We start from the raw sequence: 22666 nt of genomic DNA, 5'->3' as shown, positions 1-22666 counted from the left end.
CGTCGCCCCTCATGCCCGATATGCGCACTGATATAGGCGGGGAGGTGGAAAAGGAAAGAAGCGCTTGGCGTTGGCGGTAGAGCGACCCTATATTGGCGACGCTGCCCGGTGCGTGTTGGATCTTATTTCCCTGGGGCCGTACTGATCCTAAAGGGAGCTGTACCTGACCGGACCCGTGGGTTCGGACATACGGCGCCCACCTACGTAAGTAGGTTCCCAGGATCTGTATCCCACGGCCAGGGCGGCACCTGAATTCCTCGGTTGGTCCGAGTTGCGGGATCGAACCGCAAAAGCCTGAAACTTTTCCGGATCCCGCTCCAGAAAGCCCGATGAGCGACGCAAAGATCGAAGAGGCGAAAGCGGCGCTCCGCGCTGCGGCGCACAAGAAGCGGGCGGCTTTCCACCCGTCGCTGCGCAACGACGCCGCCAAGGCGGCCGCGGCGCATTTCTTCGAGGGCGTCGCGCTCGACAAGGGCGAAGTGGTCGCGGGCTATTGGCCGATCCGCGACGAGATGGATGTGAAATCGGTAGTGGCGCGGCTGATGGATGCCGGCCAGCCGGTCTGCCTGCCGGTGGTGCTGGGCGATGAGCAGCCGCTCGAATTGCGCATCTGGGAAGACGGCGCGCCGCTCTACGAGGCCGGCTTCGGCACGCTCGCACCGCCCGAGGAAGCGCCACGCGCCGAACCCGATGTTATCATCATGCCGCTGCTCGGCTTCGACAAGCACGGCACCCGGCTCGGCTATGGCGGCGGCTACTACGACCGCACGCTGGCGACGCTCAAGAAACGCCCCCGGCTGATCGGCTTCGCCTTCGCCCTGCAGGAGATGGACCTGATCCCGCGCGAGGCGCACGATGTGCCGCTCGATGCCATCGTCACCGAGCATGGCGTGCGCAATTTCGAGAAAAAGGCGCCGGTTACGTGAGAGTTCTGTTCCTGGGCGACGTGGTCGGCAAGGCCGGCCGCGATGCCGTTTCCGACCGCCTGGCCGGGCTGGTCGACAAGCACAAGTTCGATTTCGTGGTGATCAACGGCGAGAATGCCAGCCATGGGCGGGGCCTCACCGAGGGGCATTTCGCTGAGATCAAGGCGGCCGGTGCCGACGTGGTGACGCTGGGCGACCACGCCTTCGATCAGCGCGACACGCTCACCTACATCGCCCGCGAGCCGACCCTGCTCAGGCCCATCAACCTGGCGCCCGGCACGCCGGGGCGCGGCGCCAACCTCTACGAGAGCCGCGCCGGGCACCGCGTGCTGGTGATCAATGCCCAGGGCCGGGTGTTCATGGATCCGGTCGACGACCCGTTCCGGGCGGTGGAAGCGGCGGTGGCGGCCTGTCCGCTGGGCGAGCAGGCCGACGCCATCATTCTTGATTTCCACACCGAGGCGACCTCCGAAATCCAGGCGATGGGGCACTTTCTCGACGGCAAGGTCAGCCTCGTCGTCGGGACTCACACCCACATTCCCACTGCCGACCACCGCGTGCTCAAAGGCGGTACGGCGCTGATGGCCGATGCCGGCATGTGCGGAGACTACGACTCGGTGATCGGGGTCGAAGTCGATGAGCCGCTCAACCGCTTCCTCACCGGCATCGCGACCGGACGCTTCACCCCGGCAGAGGGCGAGGCGACGCTGAGTGGAATAGCGATCGAGACCGATCCACGGACCGGTCTCGTTGCAAAGCTGTTTCCCGTGCGGGTCGGTGGATCGCTGGCCCAGGCCGAGCCGGCGTTCTGAACGTCACGGCACCTTTGACGGGTCGATCTGCGGTACCGATCCTTGTTCGTCGACCGCAGGTCCGTTGTAGCCGGTCTCAACCTTGACGTAGGGGCAACCTGGCCACTTTTCTGTCCAGATCTTCTCGAGAGCATCGGTGTACGTTATGTGCACCGACAAGTCAGTGTTCACTTCCCAGTCTTTCTCGAGAATTAGCGTGTACCACTGGCCATCAGGAAGCTGGAACACGATCTTGGTGCCGGCCGGGATGGCGGTTGCGCCATCGTTGAAGAGCCGGACCACCACCGCGTAATCGGTGATTACATTCAATTCGATGCAGCGGAAGGTCGCGGGTCCTTGCGCGTACCATGGGACTTCCCCCTCAGGTTGCGGCAGGCCGCGCTCGCCGGAGTCGGCTCGCTTCGCCATCACCTTGACCACGCACCTGGCGCCTAGCTCAAACTCGCCCGCCTTCACCGTCACGTCGATCTCGGTGCCGGAATACCAAGCAGTCTCGAGCTTGAAGGTCTTCTGCACGTTGCCCGGTTGAAGGTAGAGCGTCAGGACGGTTCCGGCAGGAATGGTCTTGCCGGTTTTGTTGATCACCGTGACCTCCCAGGAGCCGTTGCCGTCAGCATGCGCTTCGCATCCAGTTCCTGGCGATGGTTCGGGCAGCCGGCTGACTCGCTCAGGCTCCGCGCGGTCGCCACCGCCACTGTTCTCCGCCCGCTCGATCGCTGGCCGATCCGGTTCGGTTGGTCGGGTATCCCGCATCTGGCTGAAGGCCGGCGACGTGCCTGCCACCACTGCCGCTGCCACCAAGGCCAGCGAAAATCTTCTAAGTGCGTCCATCTCAAGCGTTTCCTGCTTGCGGCCCCAATGCCGCGTCGATGAACACCGATAGGGTTGTTGGACTGAATGTGTGCTGATATCCGTATTTATCGCGGGTTCATTTTTAATGATCCGTCAAAACAGCGGAATTTGCGTGAACATGATGCCGGGGTGTCGGGTCAGGCTGCTTCGTGTCACATGCACTTTATTTTCCGCCCCGCCGCCCCTATAACCGCCCACCACCATTGCCACATGCCAAGACAGGGGTGACCGCATGGCCGGCCATTCACACGCCAAGAACATCATGCACCGCAAGGGCAAGTCCGATGCGGCTCGCTCGAAGGTGTTTTCGAAACTCGCCCGCGAAATCACCGTCGCCGCCAAGCTCGGGATGCCCGATCCGGCGTTCAATTCCCGCCTGCGCCTGGCGGTGATCAACGCCCGGGCCCAGTCGATGCCGCGCGACAATATCGAGCGTGCCATCAAGAAGGCGAGCGGCGCCGACACCGAGAACTACGAAGAGATCCGCTACGAGGGCTATGGCCCGGGCGGCGTCGCCGTCATCGTCGAGGCGCTGACCGACAACCGCAACCGCACCGCCTCCAACGTGCGCTCGACCTTCTCCAAGAATGGCGGCGCGCTGGGCGAAACCAACTCGGTCGGCTTCATGTTTGATCGGGTCGGTGAGATCTTCTATCCGGCCAAGGCCGGTTCGGAAGACAAGGTGATGGAGGCGGCGATCGAGGCCGGCGCCGACGACGTCGAGAGCGATGAGGACGGCCACTGGATCTACACCTCGTTCGAACAGCTGAACGAAGTGGCGGCAGCGCTCGAGAAGGTGCTGGGCGAGGCGGAATCGGCCAAGTTCATCTTCAAGCCGCAGAACGAAGTGCCGGTGGACGCGGAGAAGGGTGCGACGCTGCTCAAGCTGATCGGCATCCTCGAAGAGGACGACGACGTGCAGAACGTCTACTCCAACTTCGATATTTCCGACGAAGACATGAGCAAGATCGAAGCCGCCTAAGGGCAGCTTCGACGTTGAGATCGACGCCGCATAAGGCGACCTCGCCTGCGCATTTGACAAATCCGGGCCCGGGCAATAGTTCGGGCTCGTTACGCCGAAAAAACGTAGGCCGGTTAAGGTGAGTCCGGCCCTCCCGCGAGGGAGATTGTCCCGCTTGCAGAGCGAAGGACCCACGGCAAGCCGACGAGCGTCCGACCCCGGGCGCCCGCTGCTTGTTGGGATATGGGTCGATGCAATCACCGCCAGCCACATGCCCTTATGCCGCGTGCGTCACGGATCCGGTCGCGCGACCGTTCCACCACATGCATCAGGACATCACCATGCAGTTCAATCATGCCAACTTCGCTGTCGCCGATGTGCGCGCGGCCGCTGAGTTCTTCACCCGGCATTTCGATTTCGCCGTCGTCGGCAAAGCGCACGACAATTTCGTCGTCCTCGCAGGAGAGGGCGGCTTCGTCCTCAACTTCATGGCGACCGGCAGGGCCGAGGCCAGCTATCACAAGAACTTCCATATCGGCTTCTTCGTCGGCAGCGTCGCCGAGGTGCGGTTGAAGCACGCCGAACTCGTCGCTGCCGCCTATGGTCCCGGCGAGGTGCAGCAGTTCAGCCGTGGCGGCAGCCGGACGACGACGTTCTACTGCACGGCGCCCGGCGACTTCCTCGTCGAGGTGGCCACCACCGCAGCGGACTAGGCGGCAGCGGCCGGCAGGGTTTCGTAGTGCGAGATGGACGCAACGGCGATGCGGTTGCGTCCATTCTGCTTGGCCGCGTAGAGCTGCTGGTCGGCGAGCCGGAACAGTTCGGTGAAGGGCAGGTGGCGGTCGTACACGGCGCCGCCGACGCTCACCGTCAGCTGGTGCGGCTTGCCCTCGGGCGCGAACTCGGCCCCGTAGACCGCCTGACGCAGGCGTTCGGCCACTGCCTCGGCGATCAACAGGGTGGTGCCGGGCAGGTAGACCGCGAACTCCTCTCCGCCGATCCGCCCGATCAGGTCGGCGGAGCGCAGGACACCACGGATCGAGCTGGCGATCAGCCGCAGCGCGGCGTCGCCCTGCTCGTGGCCATAGGTATCGTTGATCGCCTTGAAGTTATCGGCGTCGACCACCAGCAAGGTGCCGCGCATGCCGTCTTCGGCAAACCGCGCATCGGCCAGGGCTTCCTCGACTTCGCGGGTGAAGGCGCCGCGGTTCAACAGATCGGTGAGGGTATCGGTCGCCGCATGGCGGCGCAGCAGCTCGTGGGCGATCGCCAGCTCGCGCAATTTGCCGAGCAGGAAGAACAGGATCGGACCGGCAAGGCCGAGCGGCACCAGCACGTCGAGCATGATCGACCAGCGCAGGGCATCGGGGCCGAGGTTGTGGAAGTTGAACGAGTCGATGAACAGTGTGACGGCGGCGCAGCCGAACGCGCCAAGGGCAGTCCAGAGGATAGCGCGGCCCCATCCGGTGGGTGAAAAATCCAAGGCTCGCGTCCCTTCAGCACTTCTGCGCAGAGGGCCGGAACGATAGGCGGGGCGAGTTGAAATCGCCTCAAGCCACCGGATTGGATTTTATCTATTGCGCCTCGACGGCGGTCAGCCGATCGCGGCGCTCATTGCGGCAAGCTCGGAATCCCCGGCCGTCCGGCCGAGTTCGACCCGGTTGCGGCCGGCGTGCTTGGCCTCATAGAGGCGACGGTCGGCGATCTGGAACAGCTCCGAGAAACCGGAGTCGCCGGCGCAGACCGCTCCGCCAATGCTGACCGAAAGCCGCTGCGCGATGCCCTCGGAAGTGACGAACAAGGCGTTCACCGCGGCGCGGATGCGCTCGGCGGCGGCGTTGGCAATGTCGTCGCCCGCATCCTGCAGGAACACCCCGAACTCCTCGCCGCCGATGCGGCCGACGAGGTCACCGCCGCGCACGCTGTCGCGAATGGCGCCGGCGATCAGCTGCAGCACCTCGTCGCCGCGCTCATGGCCGAAGCGGTCGTTGATGGTCTTGAAGTGGTCGGCATCGATCACCAGCAGCGTGCCGTGGCCGCCGGTCTGGCCGAGGCTCGAGGTGACGCGCGAAGTGAAGGCGCGGCGATTGAGGCAATCGGTCAGCCAATCGGTGGAGGCGAGGGTTTCGAGCTTGCGGTTGGCCTCGCGCAGCTGCGCCGAGCGCACCTGCAGGAACAACAGGATCGGGCCGCCCAACGCGGTCGGCATGCCAAGCGCCAGCACGGTACCCACCGCGTTCATCCCTTCATCGAGGGACATCATGACCAGATTGGACATTACCCAGGAGCCAGCTGTGGATGCGGCGAGGATCAGAGCCGTGCGCTGCCAGACGATGCGCCATTCGGAAGGTGGCAGTGCAAGCTTGTTCATTTCCGCGTCCCCCGGAGTGAATGCCTTGGGCTTACGGGAGCAATGCTTGAATGCTGATTAATGCGTCGGCATGGATCGCAGCTAATTCGGTGTAGCGTTTCCGTTTCGTTCACAAAGCGCTTGGTAGGCTTCGGCTCCTGACCTAAAGCTTCACCATGGCTGAAACAGTGCGAATCATCGGCATCGATCCGGGGCTGCGGCGCTGCGGCTGGGGCATTATCGAGAGCAACGGCAACCGGCTGAGTTTTATCGCCTGCGGCACCATCACGCCGCCGGTGGAGGGGCTACTGGCCGACCGGCTGGTGGCGCTGCATCGCGGCATTGCTGCCGTGCTCGACGAATATGCACCTGAGGAAGCCGCCGTGGAGGAGACCTTTGTTTCGGCTGGAGCGCGCTCGGCGCTGCAACTGGGCCAGGCCCGCGGCGTCGTGCTGATGACGCCCGCTTTACGCGGCCTGCCGGTGGGTGAATACGCCGCCAACCTGGTCAAGAAGTCGGTGGTCGGCACCGGTCATGCCGAGAAGGCGCAGATCCAGGTGATGATCAAGATCCTGCTGCCCGCTGCGACGTTCAAGGGCGCCGATGCGGCCGACGCGCTGGCCATCGCGGTCTGCCATGCCCACCATCGCGCCATCCGCAAGCTGAGTGTTCCTGCATGATCGGCAAACTCAAGGGCATGGTCGACAGCTTCGGCGACGATTTTGCGCATCTCGACGTCAACGGCGTGGTCTACCAGGTGTTCTGCTCGGCCAAGACTTTGGCGGCGCTGCCGCAGGTCGGCCATGCGGCGGTCGTCCATACCGAGATGATCGTCCGCGAGGACCTGATCCGGCTCTACGGCTTTTTCACCGAAGGCGAGAAAGCCTGGTTCTCGACGCTGATGACGGTGCAGGGCGTCGGCAGCCGGGTGGCGCTGGCCATCCTTTCCGTCCTTACCCCGTCCGAACTCGCCAGCGCCATTGCGCTGCAGGACAAGGCAATGGTCGGCCGCGCCAACGGCGTCGGCCCCAAGCTGGCGGTCCGTATCGTCACCGAACTCAAGGGCAAGGCGCCAGCGGGCGCCATTGATGCCGGCGTTCTCGGTCTCCAAGCTGCCTTGGGTGAAGGTGTGGCGGCAGGCAATGTTGCCGACGCGGTCTCGGCGCTCACCAATCTCGGCTACTCGAGCGCCCAGGCCTCGGCCGCGGTGGCGCGGGTGGTCGGTCGCGAGGGCGACGACGTGCCGACCGACAAACTGATCCGGCTGGGGCTCAGGGAACTCAGTTCGTGATCGGCAGTGCAGCACCGCGCGATCGCCTGGTTGGCATCCTCGTCCTGTTTGCCTTGCTACTGGTGACGGGGCCAACCATTTTGTACTTCGTCGATCTGGTGATCCATGGTCCGACGGCTTCGGCGCTGTCGTTTCTCTTGCCAAGCTCGGTGCTTTACGCGTTCTGGTGCCTTGCTGTTCTTCTACGTTCCGCGTTTCGGGCACCGATTGGCCTATGGGAGCACCTGGTCCTGCTGCCACTGAGCTTGGCAGTGTTTGTCGGCACAGCCTCAGTCTCGTGGGGCTGGTTCGATTGGTTGCCGTCGGGCCCCTCATTCAAACAAGACGGGCTTCGCTTCTTCGAACTGGTAACCACCTTTCCCTGGCTGGCCATTCAATACATAGCGATAATGGTCATCGCCTCCCGGGTCGGAACGCGAGACAAGATTTGAACGGCGGCCTAGACCCCGCCTATGGGTGAGTAAAATGCCTTCCGCCATGGAGAATCTCGAAAAGCTAAAACTCCCGAAGGTGGATCCTCTAGTGATTCCCGGCGCGGTGATGCTTGTCGCAAACGAACTAGGGCTGGTGGTGACGCTTACCTGCAGGGATGCGCCGGAGCAGTATGCAATCACCAAGGGCGGTGTGCCATGCGGTTACGTCCGCGTGCGGTGGGGTGGCATGTCCGTCAGCTACCCCGAAGCAGGTGATGAGGACTTGTTTCGCGGCTCCGTCGATGGCTTCGGCGGTTTCACCGACCACGAGCGGGAAGCGAAGCTGCTCCTAGCTTTGGGCCTGATTGCGGCGCGGATACTGAAGCCTTGACCGATCTAACCTCCGCCCAAGCCGGTCGCGATGACCCGCTCGATGTTTCGCTGCGCCCGTCCGGCTTTTCCGAGTTCATCGGGCAGGCCGAGGCGCGGGCCAATCTCGAGGTGTTCATCCAGGCCGCGAAGCAGCGCGGCGCGGCGCTCGATCACGTGCTGTTCGTCGGCCCGCCGGGGCTCGGCAAAACCACGCTGGCGCAGATCGTGGCGCGTGAACTCGGCGTCGGCTTCCGCGCCACCTCCGGTCCGGTCATCGCCAAGGCCGGCGACCTCGCGGCGCTGCTCACCAATCTCGAAGAACGCGATGTGCTGTTCATCGACGAGATTCACCGGCTCAACCCGGCGATCGAGGAAATTCTCTATCCGGCGATGGAGGATTACCAGCTCGACCTGATCATCGGCGAAGGCCCGGCGGCGCGCTCGGTGCGCATCGATCTCGCCAAGTTCACGCTGGTCGGCGCCACCACCCGCGCCGGGCTCTTGACCACACCGCTGCGCGACCGTTTCGGCATCCCTATCCGGCTCAACTTCTATACCCCCGAAGAGCTGGTGAAGATCGTCGAGCGCGGGGCCCGGCTGCTCGGCATCGGCATGGCGCCGGATGGAGCGATGGAAGTTGCCCGCCGCTCGCGCGGCACGCCACGTATCGCCGGCCGGCTGCTGCGCCGGGTCACCGATTTCGCGCTGGTCGATGGCGCCAAGGAGATTACCCGCTCGGTCGCCGACAAGGCGCTGCTGCGGCTCGACGTCGATGTGCGCGGGCTCGACCAGCTCGACCGGCGCTACCTTAAGGTGATCGCCGATTTCTATGGCGGCGGCCCGGTGGGCATCGAGACCATCGCCGCGGCGCTGTCCGAGCCGCGCGATGCGCTCGAGGAGATCGTCGAGCCCTACCTGATCCAGCAGGGCTTCATCCAGCGCACCCCGCGTGGCCGGATGCTGACCGCGCTGGCGTTCCAGCACATGGGCATCAGCGTGCCGCAGGGCTTTGTCGGCATGCAGGGCAGCCTGTTCGAGGAGCCGGGCGAGGAGTGAGCGATCCGGTGTTTCGGCCCCGCGTCCACATCATCCTGCTCGGCGTCGCGGACGTTGCCCGATCGGCGGCGTTCTACGAAGCGCTCGGCTGGCAGCGGGCGCCAACCAGCCATGCCGGTTTCGTCAAGTTCGACCTGGGCGGCATGGCTCTGGCGCTGATCTCCAAAACCGACCTGGCCAAGGATGCTGTAGGCCAGCCGGGTGATCCCGGTGCTTCATCCGATCTGGCGCTGATCTACTGCGCCGAGCATCCCGATGACGTCGCCCGGTTGTTGGCGAAGGCGGAGCGGGCAGGCGGCAGCATCGTCAAGCCGGCAACCAGGACCCAGTGGGGCACCGCCGGCTATTTCCGCGATCCCGATGGCCATCTGTTCGAGATCGACCACGAAGAGGTCTGGGTGTTTGACCGGGAGCATCACCTTGTCGTCTGACCGACCAATCCCGAACATCGGCCGGCCCGCCACACAGGCGCTAGAGCTTGCCGGCATCACCACGCTTGGACAGGTCGCCCGCCGCCACGAACGCGAACTGCTGGCGCTGCACGGAGTGGGCCCCAAGGCCATCCGCATCCTCAGGGCCGAACTCGAGGCGCATGGCATGCAGTTCGCCGAGCCCGCGAAATGACCGACGGTCGCCGGATGATCGCCTTCGATCACGGCACAACGCGGTTCCAGTTCCGTGCTGCCGCCATCATCCGTCGCGAGGGCTACGTGCTCATCCACCGCGCGACCACTGAGGACTCGTGGGCACTGCCCGGCGGCCGGGTCGAGATGGGCGAAGTCAGCACCGAGGCCCTGGTTCGGGAGCTCGAGGAAGAGCTGGGTGTCGCGGCCGAGATCGGCCCACTGGCCATCGTCATGGAGGATCTGTTCCGCTACGGCGGAAAGGTGATCCACGAGATGGGTTTCTACTACCCGGTCGAGATACCCTTGAGTTTCCCGTTCTCCACTGACGCCGTCTGCCATACGGTTGCCGATGGTGGCGCAATGCTCGAATTCAAGTGGGTTCGCAACGATGTCGGCACGCTCGCTGCGATGCCGTTGTTCCCGGCCGAACTGCGCGGCAGCATGGCGGAGCTGGGGCCGCATCCGATCCATGTCGTCGTGAACGAGCTATGACCAGCAGCCATTTCACCGCCCGCGTCTATTACGAAGACACCGACTTTTCCGGCAATGTCTACCACGCGGCGTACCTGCATTTCTTCGAGCGGGCGCGCACCGAATTCCTTCGCGAGAGAGGCGTGCATCACTCGGAACTGGTGAAGGACGGCATCGCCTTTGCGGTGCGCAGCATGAGCATCGACTTCAAGGCGGCCGCGCATATCGACGACCTCCTCGAGGTGACGACCGAGGTCGGCTCGCTCACTGCGGCGCGGCTCAACCTGGTGCAGTCGATCAGCCTCGATGGCGTCGAGATCACCCGGGCCGAGGTGCAGGTGGTGGCGATCAAGACCAGCGGCGGGGTGGCGCGGATGCCGCGCGAACTGCTGGATCTGCTCAAGGCATAGCAAAGGGCCGCCAGCGAACCGGCGACCCAAGGATTTGCTTCAGAGCCGCGTCTTACATCGCAGCGGGCTTTACCTGTCCGCGGATTTCGCCATCCGGGAACTTCGCCGTGTGCAGATTGAAGTACCACGAGCCGCCCTGCAGCTGGGTGGCCTGTTCGTCGGTCAGCGTGGCATTGCCGTTGATCGGGCTCGCCAGCGGATCGGCAATCGGGACCACCGGGCCGGCGTTGGCGCCCTCGGCGGCCGGGCCGTGGAAGTGCGCCGCTACCGCGTCGCCGCTCAGGCCATCATAGGTGATGGTCCAGGTGAACACCTTGGAGTCGGTATCGTACGTGGCTTCCACCTTGCCGGTGCCGGTCGAATCCGTGGGCGGGACCTCGGCGGCGCCGGTGAGCTCGGCGGTGAACTTCTGCTGCTCGGCGAAAGCCGGCATGGCCGAGAAGGCGAGCACCGCCGTGGCGGCGAGCAGCGTGCGTGTCAGGTCGAGATGCATGGGGATCTCCCTTTGGTTGTTGCTATTGTCGTGGGACGACCGCGAACCCCCGAACGGGCAGTCGAGACGACAACGCGCATCACCCCGGAGGGTTGCACGGCACGCCTGTGGCATTGCCCGCCGCGCCGATCTGCCGCGATCACGCAAACGCGAGGAATCGCTTTGTTAACGTTTGCTTGACCATAAGTAAGGCAGTGCACGAGCAGCGCTGCCAAAGGTCCGGAAAACCGGGCTTTTCTCTTAAATTTGACAAATTTGAACCGCATCGACCCGACGATCAGGTTTCGGTCGTCGGGGCCGGACTGAGAAGGACCCTTACATGGAAGCCATGGATGCAGTCGGCACGGTCGCTCCGCATGCCGACCTCTCGATCTGGGCGCTGTTCTGGCAGGCCGATCTCGTCGTCAAGACGGTGATGATCGGGCTGCTCGCGGCCTCGGTATGGTGCTGGGCGATCATCGTCGACAAATCCATGCTGTATGCGCGCGCCAAGGCCGAGATGAACCGCTTCGAGCGGGTGTTCTGGTCGGGCCAGTCGCTGGAAGAACTCTACCAGCAGATGAGCGAGAAGCCCTCGATGGGGCTGGGCGCCGTGTTCGTTGCGGCGATGAAGGAGTGGAAGCGCAGCCACGAGCAGAACGCCTCGTCGTTCGTCGGCGTGCAGGGGCGTCTCGACAAGGTGCTGGACGTGGCGATCAGCCGTGAGAGCGAGAACCTCGAGAAGCGCCTAGGCTTCCTCGCCACCGTCGGCTCGGCCTCGCCCTTCATTGGCCTCTTTGGCACGGTATGGGGGATCATGAACGCATTTACGGCCATCTCGGCCGCATCGAGCACCAATCTCAGCGTGGTCGCCGGGCCGATCGCCGAAGCGCTGTTCGCCACTGCGCTCGGCCTGCTCGCCGCTATCCCGGCGGTTATCGCCTATAACAAGCTCTCGGGTGATGCCAACAAGCTGATCGGCCGGCTCGAAGGCTTTGCCGACGAGTTCTCCACCATCCTCAGCCGGCAGCTCGAAGCGCGGGGTGCCCGCTGATGGCCATGGCAGTATCGGGCGGCGGGGGCGGCGGACGCCGTCGTGGCCGGCGGCGGGGCGGCGGCAACAAGCCGATGAGCGAGATCAACGTCACGCCGATGGTCGACGTGATGCTGGTGCTGTTGATCATCTTCATGGTGGCGGCGCCGCTGATGACGGTCGGCGTGCCGATCGAGCTGCCGCAGACGCAGGCCAAGCAACTCAACACCGAGCAGAAGCCGATCACCATCTCGGTCACCAACGAAGGCGCGATTTTTCTCGGCGACACTCCGGTGGCGCTCGAAGACCTGACGACGCAGGTTGCAGCGGCCGCCGTCAACGGCACCGAGGATCGCATCTATGTGCGCGGCGATCTGGCGGCGAATTACGGGTCGGTGATGCAGGTTATGGGGGCGCTGTCGGGCGCCGGCTATGCCAAGATCGGCCTCATCACGGAACAGGCCGCGCAGCAACAGGACCAGTGAGCTGATGCGCACCGGGTTCACGGTTTCCACCATCGGGCATGTCGGACTGATCGTTCTCGCGGTCGTCGGCATCGGCATGGGGCGGCCAATGGATCCGGAGCCGGTGGAGTCGATCGCCGTCGACCTGATCCCGGTCAGCGAGTTCTCCAATATCCGCATGGGGTCGCTCGACAGCACGGTGGTCGAGACCGAGGCGCCCTCGGCGGTCGAAGCCGAGAAGCCGGCCGAACTGGCGCAGCCGACCGGCAACACTGAGGAAGACCAGCCGACGCCGATGGACAATCCGGACCCGACCCCGGCGCCGACCGAGCAGACGGCGCCGGCGCCCGAGGCGGCGGCCGAACCGGAGGTCGAGCCGGAGCCGGAAGTCGCACCGACCCCGGAGCCGCGTCCGGTGGTCGAACCCCAACCCGAACCGGTCCCCGAGCCGGTCGAGGAACCGACGCCGGCGGAACCCACGCCCGTCGCGACGCCGGAAGCGCCAAATCCCGCCGACCGCGCCCCCAAGCCGAGGACGCATACCGCTTCGCTCGACCAGAAGCGCGCCGAGTTCAAGAAGCAGCAGCAGGCGGAAAAGCAGCAGCAGGCTGACGAAAAGGCCAAGGCCGAAGCCGACAAGAAGAAGGCCGAGGAAGAAAAGAAGCGCAAGGCCGCCGAGGAAAAGCAGCGGATCGAGCAAGCCAAGGCCGACGAAGCCAAGCAGGTCGCCGATGAAGTCGCCAACCTGATCAACAACGAGGCATCACGCGGCGCCACCACCGGCGAGGGCGGCTCCACGACGCTCGGTCGGGAGGATGGCCGCTCGGCGACGCTCAGCCAGTCCGAGATCGGCGCGCTGGTCGCCGCGATCCGCGCCTGCATCACCCTGCCGGCCGGCGCCGAGGATGCCGATGCGCGCGCCGAGTTCACCTTCTCGATCGGTGCCGACGGTATGGTCAGCGGGCGCCCGCAGATGCTGAGCACGCCGAGCAGCCAGATCGAAGATGCCTATGCCCGAGCGGTGTCGCGCGCACTGCAGCGTTGCGGCCCGTTCACCGTGGCCGCCGGGCAGGACGTACGAGCCCAGTTTGCAGCGCGGGAGTTCTGAGTGACCCCGACGCCCGAGAAAGATGGAGACGTAAGATGACCCTGATCACCCGGCGCAACGCGCTGAAACTCGGCCTTGCGGGCGGCGCGTTCGCCCTCGCCACCCCGTCGCAGGCACTGGTCGAGATCGTCGTCACCGGCGGCAACTTCACGCCCCTGCCGATCGCCATTCCGGATTTCGCCTCGTCCGATCCGGCCTTCGGCGCCGAGATCGCGCAGATCGTGCGCGACAACCTGAAGCGCTCGGGACTGTTTGTGCCGCTCGATCCTGCATCGCTGCCGATCCGCGTCGGCGACGTCACCAACGAGCCGGATTTCGCCGCCTGGCGCGCCGCCACTGTCGATGCGCTGGTGATGGGCTCGGTGGAGCGTGGGGCGGAAGTCGGCTCGCAGGTGCGCGTCTGGGACACCCAGGCTTCGGCCCAGGTGGTCGGCAAATCGTACAAGACCGATGCGCAGAACTATCGCCGCATCGCCCATATCGTCTCGGACGCCATCTATGCCTCGCTGTCGGGCGGCACCGGCTATTTCGATACCCGTATCCTCTACGTCGCCGAGAGCGGCCCCAAGGCCAATCGTGTCAAGCGCCTCGCCATCATGGACCAGGACGGCTTCAACGTGCAGTACCTGAGCTCGGGCAAGGCGCTCACACTGTCGCCGCGGCTGTCGCCGGATGGCGCTTCGGTGACCTTCACCTCGTATGAGGATGGCAACCCGCAGGTTTACGTCGCCGGTCTCGGCGGCGCATCCAAGAAGCTGATCAATGGCGCGCCGATGTCGTTCGCGCCGCGCTACTCGCCCGATGGCGGCACCGTGGTGTTCTCGGTGTCGAATGGCGGCACCACCAATATCTACGCGGCCGGCGCCGGCGGCGGCAATCCGACCCAACTGACCAGCGGCGCGGCGATCGACACCTCGCCCTGCTACTCCCCGGACGGTTCGCGCATCGTGTTCGAAAGCGATCGCGGCGGCAGCCCGCAGCTCTACATCATGGGTGCCGGCGGCGGCGGGGCGCAGCGCATCTCCTACGGCGAGGGCAGCTATTCCACCCCGGTCTGGTCGCCGGCCGGCGACCTCATCGCCTATACGCGGCAATCGGGCGGCCAGTTCCATATCGGCATCATGAAGCCAGATGGGTCGGGCGAAAGGATCCTCTCGTCCTCCGGGCAGGTGCAGGAAGGTCCGACTTGGGCGCCGAACAGCCGCGTCCTCGGCTTCTTCCGTGATCCGGGTGGCGATGCCGGCCCAAGCCTCCACTCGATCGACATCTGGGGCCGGAACGAGCTCAACCTCAAGACCGAGAGCTTTGCGTCGGACCCGGCTTGGTCGCCGCTCAGGGGCTGAGTGAATGGTGAATGGCGAATGGCGAATAGCGAATAGCGAATAGAAGAGGGGGTTGCCGAGGCATGTGGCTCAGCTAGTCCCTTTCGCTACTCGCTACTCGCTACTCGCTACTCGCTACTCGCTACTCGCTCACCATTCCGTGTCTTCACGGCAACATCACGGAAAAGCCCGGATTCCGGCCACATTGGCGCCCGAATGACCAACAATTAACCAACGACGACAACCCCGCCTTAAGATTACCAACGGTAAAAAAGGCGTCTCAAATCCTTCCGATTAGGAGTCAACCCGGATGCGTTCAGTAACGCCCCTTCTCGCCGTGCTGCGTGCTGCCGCGCTGGTGGTTCTCGTGGTCGCCGTGGCGGCCTGTTCGCGCAATGGCGCCGGCGGCACCGGCGTCGGCAATCTCGGGCCCGGCGGCGGCGCCCCCGGCAGCCAGCAGGAATTCCTGGTGAGCGTCGGCGACCGCGTGTTCTTCGAGACCGACTCCTCGAACCTCACCCCGACCGCCATCGCGACGCTGGACAAGCAGGCGGCTTGGCTCAACCAGTACCGCAACTACCGCATCCTGATCGAAGGCCATGCCGACGAGCGCGGCACCCGCGAGTACAACATCGCGCTGGGCGCCCGCCGCGGTTCGATCGTGGTGAACTACCTGGTGTCGAAGGGCGTCGACCAGCGCCGCATCACTACCAAGTCGTTCGGCAAGGAACGTCCTGTGGCCATTTGCAACGATATCTCGTGCTGGTCACAAAACCGCCGTGCTGTGACGGTGGTACAGTAAGCGTTGAGCGAGCTTCGGGGCGGAGGTCGCGGCCACGCGATGTCTCGCGCGTAATCCCCGAAGCTTTATCGACTGGAGGCATAAGCGCCGGGCGCCGCGTAATTGGGCCCGGCGCTTTCTTTTTGTCGAAATCCTGCGCTAATCCAAGCTGGTGCGGTCGACGGCCGCTCGTGCCCCACTGACCCCTCCCCGGACCCGACGGAGCTTTGATGGTGAAACTGCCCCCAATTCGTGGATCGGCCTTCCGACCCGCGATCTATGCTGCCCTGCTGGCCTCGGTGCTGAGCGCGCCGGCGGTTGCCGCCAGCAGCCCGCTGCCGACCGAGGCGCTGCTGCCACCCAAGGCAATCGCCGAGACGCGCATCCATGTGGCGCAGAACCAGCAGTCGAGCGCGCAGTTGCTCGTCCGCATCCAGGAGCTCGAGGACCTGATCCGCACGCTGACCGGTCGCGTCGAAGGGCTGGAGTTCCAGCTCACGCAGATGCAGACGCAGCTCGCCAAGCAGGCCGAGGACAACGAGTTCCGCTTCCAGGAACTGGAAGGCGGTGCTGGGGGAAAACCACAAGCGGCAGCGCCAACTGACGGCGTGACGCCGTCCGATACGCTGCCGCAGACTTCGACCCAGGTTCCGGCTGTAGAGACGCCGGCCGAGGAAGCTCCTGCCGTCGCCGCCACGCCGGAGGCGCCGGCCGCCGCCGCGCCGATGGACGATCTGCCATTGGCAGATCTCAACGGCGAGCCGATGGATAGTCTCGGCGACTCGGCCGACCCGCTGCTGAAGGGCGGCATCGATCAGCTGGGCACCATGTCCGGAGAGGATCCGCTCGGTGGGCGCCCACTCGATCTGTCGCTGGGTGACGGCGGGGGAATTTCGAGCGGTGACGCCAAGGCGCAGTACGACGCGGGCTACGACGCCATGACCCGCGGCGACTATGCCTTCGCCTCGGACCAGTTCCAGCAGTTCGTCGCCCTCTATCCCGACGATCCGCAGACCCCCGATGCCATCAACTGGCTTGGCGAAGCGCTGATCCAGCAGGGCCAGTTCACCGATGCGGCGCAGGTGCTGGCCGACGGCTACACCAAGCACAAGGAATCGAAGCGCGCGCCGGACATGATGCTGAAGCTCGGGGTGGCGCTGATCGGTGCAGACCAGGTGGATGTGGGGTGCCGCACCTTCTACACGCTGAAGCAGCGCTACCCGCAGCTCAGCGCGGCGTTCACGCAGCGCCTCGATGAGGAAGCGCAAAAGGCGAAATGCCCGGTGACGTGATCGACAGCGAGGCGATCTTCGCCCCGCTCGCCGAGTTTCGGCGGGTCGGGCTCGCCGTTTCCGGCGGGCCCGACAGCCTGGCGCTGTTGCTGCTGGCGGCCGAGTTCGCCGGCCGGCATGCCGCGCACGACCGCTTCGTCGTCTACTCCGTCGATCATCAGCTGCGGCCCGAGGCGGCGGGGGAGGTGGCCTCTGTCGCCGCCGCGGCCCGCAAGCTCGGGCTTGCCGCCCACACCCTACGGTGGGATGGGCCTAAGCCGGCGACCGGCATGCAGCAGGCAGCCCGCACCGCACGCTATCGGCTGATCGCCGACGCGATGCTGGCCGACGGCGCGGACGTCCTCGTCACCGCGCATCACCTTGCCGATCAGGCCGAGACCGTGCTGATGCGGTTGGCGCATGGCAGCGGCATCGAGGGGCTGCGCGGCATGGATTATCTCGCCGAGATCGGCGGATTGATCGTGGTGCGACCGCTGCTCGGCGTCGATCCAGCGGACCTCGCGAGCCTGGTTGCCGCGTCTGATCTGGTGCCGGCGCAGGATCCCAGCAATTCCGATACCGACTATGAGCGCGTCCGCTGGCGCCAGATGCTGCCGCAATTGGCCGCTTTGGGCCTCGACGCCCACCGCCTGTCGCGCTTCGCCGGCCGGATGCGCGATGCCGACCAGGCGCTCGCCGACATGGCGGCAATGGCGGCGACCACCCTCGATCCGGCGACCGGCTCGAGCAGCATGGCGCACGCCACGCTGGTCAAGCTGCCGCGCGCCGTGGCGATCCGGGTGGTGGCCAAGCTGCTCGACCAGGTCGGGGGCTGGCAGAAGCCACATGATCTCGCGCCGGTCGAGGCGCTGGCCGATCGATTGCGGCTGCAGCCAGCCCTGAAGCGGACAAGTTTGCATGGTTGTCTGATCGGCAGCGACGGCGTGACCATCACCGTCGTGCGGGAGGCTGGCCGGCAGGCAGCGCGTCAATCCCGCGTGAGGCCTGATAGCTCCGTGACACGGAATTAACCGGAAAAGCGCAAGCTCTCTCGACTTTTCGGTGAAACCGCCGCACCAGTTTCGGCCCGCCGATACCTTGTAAGGCCCAGGAGCGAGGCCTACATTCGCCCCAACTATCCGGCCTCTCCCGTGCCGGACTTCAGGACAGGATTGATGAACGTCAATTTCCGGAATTTCGCCATCTGGCTGGTAATTCTGTTCATGCTGATGGGCCTGTTTCAGGTCTTTCAGTCGTCGACCCGCTCGATTGCGACGACGGACAAGAGCTACAGCCAGTTCGTCTCCGATGTGGATGCAGGCAGCGTCCAGTCGGTGACCATCACCAACGACGTGGTTTCGGGCGTGCTGAACAACGGCACCAAGTTCGAGACGGTGTTGCCGCCGCAGGGCTCCGACATCATCTCGCGGCTCGAGCAGCGCGGCGTGCAGATTACCGCGCAGCAGCCGGAATCGAGCCCGTTCTGGGGCATGCTGCTGACCTCGTGGCTGCCGTTCCTCGTCATCATCGGCGTGTGGTTCTTCTTCATCCGGCAGATGCAGGGTGGGGGCCGTGGCGGCGCCATGGGTTTTGGCAAGAGCCGCGCCAAGCTTTTGACCGAGACGCAGGGTAAGATCACCTTCGAGGATGTCGCCGGTGTCGACGAGGCCAAGCAGGACCTCGAAGAGATCGTCGAGTTCCTGCGCGATCCGGGCAAGTTCCAGCGCCTGGGCGGCAAGATCCCGCGCGGCGTGCTGCTGGTCGGCCCGCCGGGTACCGGTAAGACGCTCATTGCCCGCGCCGTCGCCGGCGAAGCCAATGTGCCGTTCTTCACCATTTCGGGTTCGGACTTCGTGGAAATGTTCGTCGGCGTGGGCGCTTCGCGTGTCCGCGACATGTTCGAGCAGGCCAAGAAGAACGCTCCGTGCATCATCTTCATCGACGAAATCGACGCAGTCGGCCGTCACCGTGGCGCAGGCCTCGGCGGTGGTAACGACGAGCGCGAGCAGACGCTGAACCAGCTGCTGGTCGAGATGGACGGCTTCGAGGCGAACGAGGGTATCATCCTCATCGCCGCGACCAACCGCCCCGACGTGCTGGATCCGGCGCTGCTGCGTCCGGGCCGCTTCGACCGTCAGGTCGTGGTGCCGAACCCCGACGTGCAGGGCCGCGAGAAGATCCTCAAGGTGCATGTGCGCAAGGTGCCGCTGGCTCCCGATGTGGACCTCAAGGTGCTGGCCCGCGGTACGCCCGGGTTCTCCGGTGCGGACCTGATGAACCTCGTCAACGAGGGCGCTCTCCTCGCGGCTCGCCGCAACAAGCGCTTCGTCACGATGAGCGAGTTCGAGGATGCCAAGGACAAGCTGATGATGGGCGCCGAGCGCCGCACCCTCAGCCTGACCGAGGAAGACAAGAAGCTCACCGCCTATCACGAAGCCGGGCACGCGCTGCTCGCTATCAAGATGGACGCGTCCGATCCGATCCATAAGGCCACCATCATCCCGCGCGGTCGTGCGCTGGGCATGGTGATGCGCCTGCCGGAGCGCGATCAGGTGTCGCTGACCCGCCGCAAGGCCTATGCCGACCTCGCCGTCGCCATGGGTGGCCGCGTCGCCGAGGAGGAAATCTTCGGCTATGACAAGGTGACCTCGGGCGCTTCGGCCGACATCAAGATGGCAACGAGCCTGGCTCGTGCCATGGCGACCGAATGGGGCATGTCCGACAAGCTCGGCCCGCTGCTCTACGGCGATGCGCAGGACGAAGTGTTCCTCGGCCGCTCGATGATGCAGCGCAACACGCATATGTCGGACGAGACGCAGAAGGTGATCGACGAGGAAGTGAAGCGCTTCGTCGAGGAAGGCTACCAGACGGCGCAGAAGGTGATCCGCGAGTATATCGACGATCTCCACACCATCGCCCAGGCGCTGCTCGAGTTCGAGACGCTGACCGGTGACGAGATCCGCGGCCTGATGGAGGGCAAGACGCCGCTCCGTCCGTCCGACATCGATCCGCCGGTGAAGTCGACCGGTGTGCCGACCGCCGGCAAGTCGGGCAAGAAGCGCCCGGATGCCGAGCCGGGCGCCGCACCCGAGCCGCAGCCGGGCAGCTGACGTTTCCCAAAATCCACACCAGGGCCGCCCTTCGGGGCGGCCCTTTTGTTTCTGGATGTTTCCGGTTGTCTTTTGCGCGCGGCTGTCCCAAACCGCTCCAGATCCTTTGATCTGGTCAGGCTTTCAAACCCGAGAACCTGCAACACTTCCTGAACGCGCTCCAGGAGCCACCGCGCTTGAAGACGACCAAGAAGCACGCCGACCTCGACCTGTTCGCCCGCATGCTGAAGGTGTTCGCCGATACGCCGTGGCTGCACTACGGGCTGTGGCTGGCGGGCGAGACGCCGAGCTTCCCCAGGGTCCGGCAGGCGCAAGAGCGCTACGTCGACAAGCTCCTGGCGCTGCTGCCGCCGGCGCCGGCAAGCATCCTCGATATCGGTGGCGGCACCGGCGCCATGGCTGGGCGGCTGGCCTCACTCGGTTACACGGTGGAGATGCTGACCCCCAGCGAAGTGCAAGTCGGCATTGCCCGGGAAACGCTCGATGGCGCCGCCACGGTGCACCTGTCGCGGCTCGAGGACTTTGCGCCAGGCAAACGCTTCGACGTCTGCCTGTTCTCCGAAAGCTACCAGTACATCCCGCTTGCCGCCTCCTTCGCCAAGCTCGGCGAATTGCTGGCGCCGGGTGGACGGGTGGTGATCGCCGACTGCTTCCGTTCCGAGGGCTTTAAGGGGGGCAGGGCGATCGGCGGTGGCACCGCTACAGCTCCTTTCTCAAAGCTGTCGAGAGTTCCGGCTTTACCATCACCAGCAATGAAGATGTCACCGTGCTCGCCGCGCCCTCGATCGAGATCGACCGCATGCTCTATCGCGACGTGCTGTCGCCGGTGTGACCCAGCTCGGCGGCCTCCTGGAGGACAAGCGTCCTCTCACGCACTGGCTGGCGAGGCAGGCCTACGGGCTGTTCGTCGGCGCCGGGGAACGCCAGCGCATTGCCGACCGGCTGAAGGCCGAGTACCCCACGCCGGAGCTGTTTATCGCCAACAACACCTACCGGTTCCTGACGCTGGAACGCCGGGCGGATTGAGCTGCCGCTGCAACACTCCACGTCATTCGGACGATCAGCCCAACATCCGCCGGGATCGGCCGGTTAACGAAACGGCACCAATCTATTTCGTATGCTGAGGGCGTGGCGCTAGATTGGCGTCATCCCAATCGAGGGCTTGATATGGCGCGCAGGTATTTCGGCACGGACGGCATTCGCGGGCTGGCGAACGGCGAAAAACTGACCCCCGAGCTGGCGATGAAGGTCGGCATGGCGGCGGGGCTCAAGTTCGTCAACGGCGACCATCGCAACCGCGTCGTCATCGGCAAGGATACGCGCCGCTCCGGCTATATGATCGAAAGCGCGCTGACCGCCGGCTTCACCGCCGTCGGGATGGACGTTTACCTGCTCGGCCCGATGCCGACCCCGGCCGTCGCCATGCTGACGCGTTCGCTGCGCGCCGACCTCGGGGTGATGATCTCGGCTTCGCACAACCCGTTCGACGACAACGGCATCAAGCTGTTCCGCCACGATGGCTACAAGCTCTCCGACGCGCTCGAGGACGATATCGAGCAGCTGATGGATTCCAACATGCTGGGCCAGCTGAGCGTCGGCCGCGACATCGGCCGGGCGCATCGCGACGAGGCAGCCCAGACCCGCTATATCGAGTACGCCAAGCGCACCATGCCCAAGGGCGTTGATCTCAGCGGCCTGCGTGTGGTGCTCGATTGCGCCAATGGCGCGGCCTACAAGGTGGCGCCGACGGCGCTGTGGGAGCTGGGCGCCGAAGTCTTCGTCATCGGCAATGAGCCCGATGGCTTCAACATCAACGACAAGGTCGGCTCGACCGCCCCCGAGGCGCTGATCGCCAAGGTCAAGGAGCTGCGCGCCGATATCGGCATCGCGCTCGATGGCGACGCCGACCGCGTCATCATCGTCGACGAGAAGGGCGAGATCGTCGATGGCGACCAGTTCATGGCAGTGATCGCGCAGTCCTGGCATGCTCGCGGTGAGCTGAAGGGCGGCGGGCTCGTCGCCACGGTGATGAGCAATCTCGGGCTCGAGCGCTATCTGGGTGGCATCGGGCTCAGCCTCGAGCGCACCCAGGTGGGCGATCGCTACGTGCTCGAAGCGATGCGCGCCAAGGGCTTCAATGTCGGTGGTGAGCAGAGCGGGCACATTATCCTCTCCGATTTCACCACCACGGGCGATGGTCTCATCGCCGGCCTGCAACTGCTTGCCGTGGCCAAGCAGGCGGGACGCGCCGTGTCCGAGATCTGCAAGCGCTTCGACAAGGTGCCGCAGCTGTTACAGTCGGTGCGCTACAAAGAGGGCAAACCGCTCGAGCACAAGCTGGTGCAGCAGGCGATCAAGGAAAGCCAGGCCCGCCTCGGCGATACCGGGCGGCTGGTCATTCGCCCGTCCGGCACCGAGCCGGTGATTCGGGTGATGGCCGAGAGCGACGACGAGGGGCTGGTGCTCGCCGTGGTCAGTGAGATCGCCGCGACGATCAAGAAGGTCGCTTAAGGGCGGCGTTCCCTGTTCTGGCGCCGGCGCGGGCTGACCCCCACCCCTGTCCCC

Annotated in this window: 27 protein-coding genes and 1 other RNA gene; 24 read left to right on the top strand and 4 right to left on the bottom strand. The window is 65.1% G+C overall.

The window, feature by feature from the left end; translation table 11 throughout:
* Positions 1 to 95 precede the first annotated feature (95 nt).
* The 3 genes from ssrS to VW23_RS09625 all read left to right on the top strand — a co-directional run bounded on the left by ssrS (position 96) and on the right by VW23_RS09625 (position 1738).
* Positions 96 to 252: non-coding RNA, 6S RNA (ssrS, locus tag VW23_RS09635), on the top strand.
* 77 nt (positions 253 to 329) lie between these two features.
* Positions 330 to 926 (top strand): 5-formyltetrahydrofolate cyclo-ligase, encoded by a 597-nt coding sequence (locus VW23_RS09630; RefSeq protein ID WP_069909360.1) that lies wholly within the window; start codon positions 330 to 332, stop codon positions 924 to 926.
* On the top strand, positions 923 to 1738 hold the full coding sequence (locus tag VW23_RS09625; protein ID WP_069909359.1) for a TIGR00282 family metallophosphoesterase: 816 nt from the start codon (positions 923 to 925) through the stop codon (positions 1736 to 1738). Before VW23_RS09630 ends, VW23_RS09625 begins: the two co-directional genes overlap by 4 nt.
* Before the next feature lie 3 nt (positions 1739 to 1741).
* Here the strand turns inward: VW23_RS09625 and VW23_RS09620 are convergent, their stop codons facing one another.
* Positions 1742 to 2569, bottom strand: a complete 828-nt coding sequence (locus tag VW23_RS09620) for a hypothetical protein (protein ID WP_069909358.1) — start codon at positions 2567 to 2569, stop codon at positions 1742 to 1744.
* A 253-nt stretch (positions 2570 to 2822) separates the two neighbouring features.
* Here VW23_RS09620 and VW23_RS09615 point away from each other — a divergent pair, with 253 nt between their 5' ends.
* Both VW23_RS09615 and VW23_RS09610 read left to right on the top strand, forming a co-directional pair.
* Complete coding sequence (locus tag VW23_RS09615; RefSeq protein WP_069909357.1) at positions 2823 to 3572, top strand: YebC/PmpR family DNA-binding transcriptional regulator; 750 nt, start codon at positions 2823 to 2825, stop codon at positions 3570 to 3572.
* A gap of 320 nt (positions 3573 to 3892) precedes the next feature.
* Positions 3893 to 4264, top strand: a complete 372-nt coding sequence (locus VW23_RS09610; protein ID WP_069909406.1) for a VOC family protein — start codon at positions 3893 to 3895, stop codon at positions 4262 to 4264.
* Here VW23_RS09610 and VW23_RS09605 read toward each other — a convergent pair.
* Together VW23_RS09605 and VW23_RS09600 are read right to left on the bottom strand one after the other, a co-directional pair.
* Positions 4261 to 5034 (bottom strand): GGDEF domain-containing protein, encoded by a 774-nt coding sequence (locus tag VW23_RS09605; RefSeq protein ID WP_069909356.1) that lies wholly within the window; start codon positions 5032 to 5034, stop codon positions 4261 to 4263. The genes VW23_RS09610 and VW23_RS09605 overlap by 4 nt on opposite strands.
* A gap of 111 nt (positions 5035 to 5145) precedes the next feature.
* Positions 5146 to 5922 carry a GGDEF domain-containing protein gene (locus tag VW23_RS09600; protein WP_069909355.1) on the bottom strand — a complete coding sequence of 259 codons (777 nt, stop codon included), beginning with the start codon at positions 5920 to 5922 and terminating at the stop codon, positions 5146 to 5148.
* A gap of 155 nt (positions 5923 to 6077) precedes the next feature.
* Between VW23_RS09600 and ruvC the strand changes: the two genes are divergently transcribed.
* Genes ruvC through VW23_RS09555 form a run of 9 tightly spaced genes read left to right on the top strand, consistent with a single transcriptional unit; the run spans position 6078 to position 10540 of the window.
* A complete protein-coding gene (gene ruvC, locus VW23_RS09595; RefSeq protein WP_069909354.1) occupies positions 6078 to 6581 on the top strand; it encodes a crossover junction endodeoxyribonuclease RuvC in 504 nt (167 codons plus the stop codon).
* Positions 6578 to 7192 carry a Holliday junction branch migration protein RuvA gene (gene ruvA / locus VW23_RS09590; protein WP_069909353.1) on the top strand — a complete coding sequence of 205 codons (615 nt, stop codon included), beginning with the start codon at positions 6578 to 6580 and terminating at the stop codon, positions 7190 to 7192. Before ruvC ends, ruvA begins: the two co-directional genes overlap by 4 nt.
* The gene (locus tag VW23_RS09585) at positions 7189 to 7623 is read left to right on the top strand and encodes a hypothetical protein (protein WP_069909352.1); all 435 of its coding nucleotides are present in this window, start codon (positions 7189 to 7191) and stop codon (positions 7621 to 7623) included. Before ruvA ends, VW23_RS09585 begins: the two co-directional genes overlap by 4 nt.
* A gap of 34 nt (positions 7624 to 7657) precedes the next feature.
* On the top strand, positions 7658 to 7996 hold the full coding sequence (locus VW23_RS09580; RefSeq protein WP_084645854.1) for a hypothetical protein: 339 nt from the start codon (positions 7658 to 7660) through the stop codon (positions 7994 to 7996).
* Positions 7993 to 9033: a Holliday junction branch migration DNA helicase RuvB gene (gene ruvB / locus VW23_RS09575; protein ID WP_069909351.1), complete on the top strand. Its 1041-nt coding sequence runs from the start codon at positions 7993 to 7995 to the stop codon at positions 9031 to 9033. The genes VW23_RS09580 and ruvB overlap by 4 nt, the downstream gene beginning before the upstream one ends.
* The gene (locus VW23_RS09570; protein WP_201788032.1) at positions 9030 to 9464 is read left to right on the top strand and encodes a VOC family protein; all 435 of its coding nucleotides are present in this window, start codon (positions 9030 to 9032) and stop codon (positions 9462 to 9464) included. The genes ruvB and VW23_RS09570 overlap by 4 nt, the downstream gene beginning before the upstream one ends.
* Positions 9454 to 9657, top strand: coding sequence for a helix-hairpin-helix domain-containing protein (locus tag VW23_RS09565; RefSeq protein WP_069909350.1), 204 nt, complete (start codon positions 9454 to 9456; stop codon positions 9655 to 9657). The genes VW23_RS09570 and VW23_RS09565 overlap by 11 nt, the downstream gene beginning before the upstream one ends.
* A complete protein-coding gene (locus VW23_RS09560) occupies positions 9654 to 10151 on the top strand; it encodes an NUDIX hydrolase (protein ID WP_069909349.1) in 498 nt (165 codons plus the stop codon). Before VW23_RS09565 ends, VW23_RS09560 begins: the two co-directional genes overlap by 4 nt.
* On the top strand, positions 10148 to 10540 hold the full coding sequence (locus VW23_RS09555) for a YbgC/FadM family acyl-CoA thioesterase (RefSeq protein WP_069909348.1): 393 nt from the start codon (positions 10148 to 10150) through the stop codon (positions 10538 to 10540). Before VW23_RS09560 ends, VW23_RS09555 begins: the two co-directional genes overlap by 4 nt.
* A 52-nt stretch (positions 10541 to 10592) precedes the next feature.
* Here VW23_RS09555 and VW23_RS09550 read toward each other — a convergent pair whose 3' ends face one another.
* On the bottom strand, positions 10593 to 11033 hold the full coding sequence (locus VW23_RS09550) for a CHRD domain-containing protein (RefSeq protein ID WP_069909347.1): 441 nt from the start codon (positions 11031 to 11033) through the stop codon (positions 10593 to 10595).
* Positions 11034 to 11361: 328 nt separating this feature from the next.
* On the opposite strand from VW23_RS09550, the gene tolQ reads away from it, so the two are divergent.
* The 10 genes from tolQ to glmM all read left to right on the top strand — a co-directional run bounded on the left by tolQ (position 11362) and on the right by glmM (position 22612).
* A complete protein-coding gene (gene tolQ, locus VW23_RS09545) occupies positions 11362 to 12066 on the top strand; it encodes a protein TolQ (protein ID WP_069909403.1) in 705 nt (234 codons plus the stop codon).
* On the top strand, positions 12066 to 12530 hold the full coding sequence (tolR, locus tag VW23_RS09540) for a protein TolR (RefSeq protein WP_069909346.1): 465 nt from the start codon (positions 12066 to 12068) through the stop codon (positions 12528 to 12530). The genes tolQ and tolR overlap by 1 nt, the downstream gene beginning before the upstream one ends.
* 4 nt (positions 12531 to 12534) lie before the next feature.
* Positions 12535 to 13617: a hypothetical protein gene (locus tag VW23_RS09535; RefSeq protein ID WP_069909345.1), complete on the top strand. Its 1083-nt coding sequence runs from the start codon at positions 12535 to 12537 to the stop codon at positions 13615 to 13617.
* Positions 13618 to 13652: 35 nt separating this feature from the next.
* Positions 13653 to 14960 carry a Tol-Pal system beta propeller repeat protein TolB gene (tolB, locus tag VW23_RS09530; protein ID WP_069909344.1) on the top strand — a complete coding sequence of 436 codons (1308 nt, stop codon included), beginning with the start codon at positions 13653 to 13655 and terminating at the stop codon, positions 14958 to 14960.
* A 289-nt stretch (positions 14961 to 15249) separates the two neighbouring features.
* The gene (gene pal, locus VW23_RS09525; protein WP_055999663.1) at positions 15250 to 15741 is read left to right on the top strand and encodes a peptidoglycan-associated lipoprotein Pal; all 492 of its coding nucleotides are present in this window, start codon (positions 15250 to 15252) and stop codon (positions 15739 to 15741) included.
* Positions 15742 to 15953: 212 nt separating this feature from the next.
* Positions 15954 to 17012 carry a tol-pal system protein YbgF gene (gene ybgF / locus VW23_RS09520; protein ID WP_176730369.1) on the top strand — a complete coding sequence of 353 codons (1059 nt, stop codon included), beginning with the start codon at positions 15954 to 15956 and terminating at the stop codon, positions 17010 to 17012.
* Positions 16997 to 18022: a tRNA lysidine(34) synthetase TilS gene (gene tilS / locus VW23_RS09515; protein WP_069909342.1), complete on the top strand. Its 1026-nt coding sequence runs from the start codon at positions 16997 to 16999 to the stop codon at positions 18020 to 18022. Before ybgF ends, tilS begins: the two co-directional genes overlap by 16 nt.
* 144 nt (positions 18023 to 18166) lie before the next feature.
* A complete protein-coding gene (ftsH, locus tag VW23_RS09510; protein ID WP_069909341.1) occupies positions 18167 to 20101 on the top strand; it encodes an ATP-dependent zinc metalloprotease FtsH in 1935 nt (644 codons plus the stop codon).
* A gap of 176 nt (positions 20102 to 20277) precedes the next feature.
* Entirely contained in the window at positions 20278 to 21225 is a 948-nt protein-coding gene (locus VW23_RS28185) for a class I SAM-dependent methyltransferase (protein ID WP_084645852.1), read from the top strand.
* A 43-nt stretch (positions 21226 to 21268) separates the two neighbouring features.
* A complete protein-coding gene (gene glmM / locus VW23_RS09500; RefSeq protein ID WP_069909339.1) occupies positions 21269 to 22612 on the top strand; it encodes a phosphoglucosamine mutase in 1344 nt (447 codons plus the stop codon).
* The last annotated feature ends 54 nt before the right edge of the window (positions 22613 to 22666 follow it).

It is taken from the genome of Devosia insulae DS-56, from assembly GCF_000970465.2.
Lineage (GTDB): Bacteria > Pseudomonadota > Alphaproteobacteria > Rhizobiales > Devosiaceae > Devosia_A > Devosia_A insulae.
Note: the sequence above shows the minus strand (reverse complement) of the source record. Positions and strands in the feature narration are given on the sequence as shown.

Excerpts from the sequence above, each read along its gene's own strand:
- VW23_RS09580 (WP_084645854.1), top strand. The coding sequence starts at position 7,658 with ATGCCTTCCGCCATGGAGAATCTCGAAAAGCTAAAACTCCCGAAGGTG.
- ruvC (WP_069909354.1), top strand. The coding sequence starts at position 6,078 with ATGGCTGAAACAGTGCGAATCATCGGCATCGATCCGGGGCTGCGGCGC.
- tolB (WP_069909344.1), top strand. The coding sequence starts at position 13,653 with ATGACCCTGATCACCCGGCGCAACGCGCTGAAACTCGGCCTTGCGGGC.
- ruvA (WP_069909353.1), top strand. The coding sequence starts at position 6,578 with ATGATCGGCAAACTCAAGGGCATGGTCGACAGCTTCGGCGACGATTTT.
- VW23_RS09560 (WP_069909349.1), top strand. The coding sequence starts at position 9,654 with ATGACCGACGGTCGCCGGATGATCGCCTTCGATCACGGCACAACGCGG.
- ftsH (WP_069909341.1), top strand. The coding sequence starts at position 18,167 with ATGAACGTCAATTTCCGGAATTTCGCCATCTGGCTGGTAATTCTGTTC.
- VW23_RS09615 (WP_069909357.1), top strand. The coding sequence starts at position 2,823 with ATGGCCGGCCATTCACACGCCAAGAACATCATGCACCGCAAGGGCAAG.
- tolQ (WP_069909403.1), top strand. The coding sequence starts at position 11,362 with ATGGATGCAGTCGGCACGGTCGCTCCGCATGCCGACCTCTCGATCTGG.
- VW23_RS09610 (WP_069909406.1), top strand. The coding sequence starts at position 3,893 with ATGCAGTTCAATCATGCCAACTTCGCTGTCGCCGATGTGCGCGCGGCC.
- VW23_RS09535 (WP_069909345.1), top strand. The coding sequence starts at position 12,535 with ATGCGCACCGGGTTCACGGTTTCCACCATCGGGCATGTCGGACTGATC.
- VW23_RS09555 (WP_069909348.1), top strand. The coding sequence starts at position 10,148 with ATGACCAGCAGCCATTTCACCGCCCGCGTCTATTACGAAGACACCGAC.
- VW23_RS09620 (WP_069909358.1), bottom strand. The coding sequence starts at position 2,569 with ATGGACGCACTTAGAAGATTTTCGCTGGCCTTGGTGGCAGCGGCAGTG.
- glmM (WP_069909339.1), top strand. The coding sequence starts at position 21,269 with ATGGCGCGCAGGTATTTCGGCACGGACGGCATTCGCGGGCTGGCGAAC.
- VW23_RS09600 (WP_069909355.1), bottom strand. The coding sequence starts at position 5,922 with ATGAACAAGCTTGCACTGCCACCTTCCGAATGGCGCATCGTCTGGCAG.
- VW23_RS09630 (WP_069909360.1), top strand. The coding sequence starts at position 330 with ATGAGCGACGCAAAGATCGAAGAGGCGAAAGCGGCGCTCCGCGCTGCG.
- tolR (WP_069909346.1), top strand. The coding sequence starts at position 12,066 with ATGGCCATGGCAGTATCGGGCGGCGGGGGCGGCGGACGCCGTCGTGGC.
- VW23_RS09550 (WP_069909347.1), bottom strand. The coding sequence starts at position 11,033 with ATGCATCTCGACCTGACACGCACGCTGCTCGCCGCCACGGCGGTGCTC.
- tilS (WP_069909342.1), top strand. The coding sequence starts at position 16,997 with ATGCCCGGTGACGTGATCGACAGCGAGGCGATCTTCGCCCCGCTCGCC.
- pal (WP_055999663.1), top strand. The coding sequence starts at position 15,250 with ATGCGTTCAGTAACGCCCCTTCTCGCCGTGCTGCGTGCTGCCGCGCTG.